The 1038-nt window shown below is 66.9% G+C and carries 2 protein-coding genes; one reads left to right on the forward strand and one right to left on the reverse strand.

The window, feature by feature from the left end:
* Positions 1-607, reverse strand: a 607-nt coding sequence (gene mftR2, locus ACWDNU_RS47030) for a mycofactocin system transcriptional regulator MftR2 (protein ID WP_449673604.1), incomplete at its 3' end; no start/stop codon positions are given.
* A gap of 174 nt (positions 608-781) precedes the next feature.
* Here mftR2 and mftA point away from each other — a divergent pair.
* The gene (gene mftA, locus ACWDNU_RS47035; RefSeq protein WP_355273682.1) at positions 782-886 is read left to right on the forward strand and encodes a mycofactocin precursor MftA; all 105 of its coding nucleotides are present in this window, start codon (positions 782-784) and stop codon (positions 884-886) included.
* Positions 887-1038: the final 152 nt, after the last annotated feature.

A 1038-nucleotide genomic window follows, 5' to 3' on the forward strand; every position in this document is an offset into this window, starting at 1 on the left:
GCTGTGCCTCGAGACCGGCGACCAGCACCTCCATCCCGAAGTCGTAGGAGTACTTGCCGCGCAGGTCCGCCATGTACTTCGTGGCCCGCGCCACCGCCTCGGGCAACAGCACGTCCGCGGGGGCGGAGCGGTCACGCGGATTCACCCGGCTGCGCCCGAACAGGTAGGTGTGGATGGTCGCATACGCGGCCAGCACGTTGCGGTCGCTGAAGCCCGCGTCGAACAGGATCTCCATCACCGCGTCGATCAGGTCGAGCTGCTTGCCGAGCATCTGCTCGAGCAGGATGTCGCCCAGGCCGGGATGCCTGCGCAGTTTATCGTCTATCTGATCGATGAGGTCGCGCAGGCGCTCCTGCCACGGTCCCGACTCGCGGGTGGGCTTGCGCACCCCGAGCAGCGCCGCGCTGGCCACCAGATCGAGCAGTTCCCGCTTGTCGGCGACGTAGTAGTACGGCGCCATCGGCGAGACGCCGAGCTCGCGGGAGAGTCTGCGCATCGACAATTTCTCCACGCCGTCCTCGCGCACGACGCGCAGCGCCGCCTCGACGATCTCCGACTCCGAGAGTGTGGAATGCGCGCCGCTCCCTGCCCCTCCGTGGTTACGCAAGCTTCCGCCTCACCTCTACTGCCACCGGGCTCATCGGCCCGTTCCCGTCCTGCTCCCGGAAGTCTAGAGGGGTGCGCCGAGGCGCTCGCGGCCATCGAGATTTTCGAATTCCGCCCTTTATGGCAGTCACTGACGTTAAAGTCGGCGGTGACCGGCAACACAATGGAGGTAGTCATGCCCGAGAACGCAACGCCTGCGACCGTCGAATCCGACGCCGACCTGGTCACCGAGACGCTGATCGAAGAGGTCAGCATCGACGGCATGTGCGGCGTGTACTGACGATGGAGGCAGGCGTGCTCGATCTCGACACCCGCTGGGCGCTGCATCCGCGCGTCTCGCTGCGCCCGGAGTCCTTCGGTGCGCACGTCGCCGCCGACGTCGACGCCATGGTCTGCTGGCTGACCGAACACAGCTCCCTGTCGGTCGGCGCC

This window comes from Amycolatopsis sp. NPDC003676, from assembly GCF_053587275.1.

What these genes read in the sequence shown, in the direction of transcription:
- mftA (WP_355273682.1), top strand. Translation starts at nt 782, where the DNA reads ATGCCCGAGAACGCAACGCCTGCGACCGTCGAATCCGACGCCGACCTG.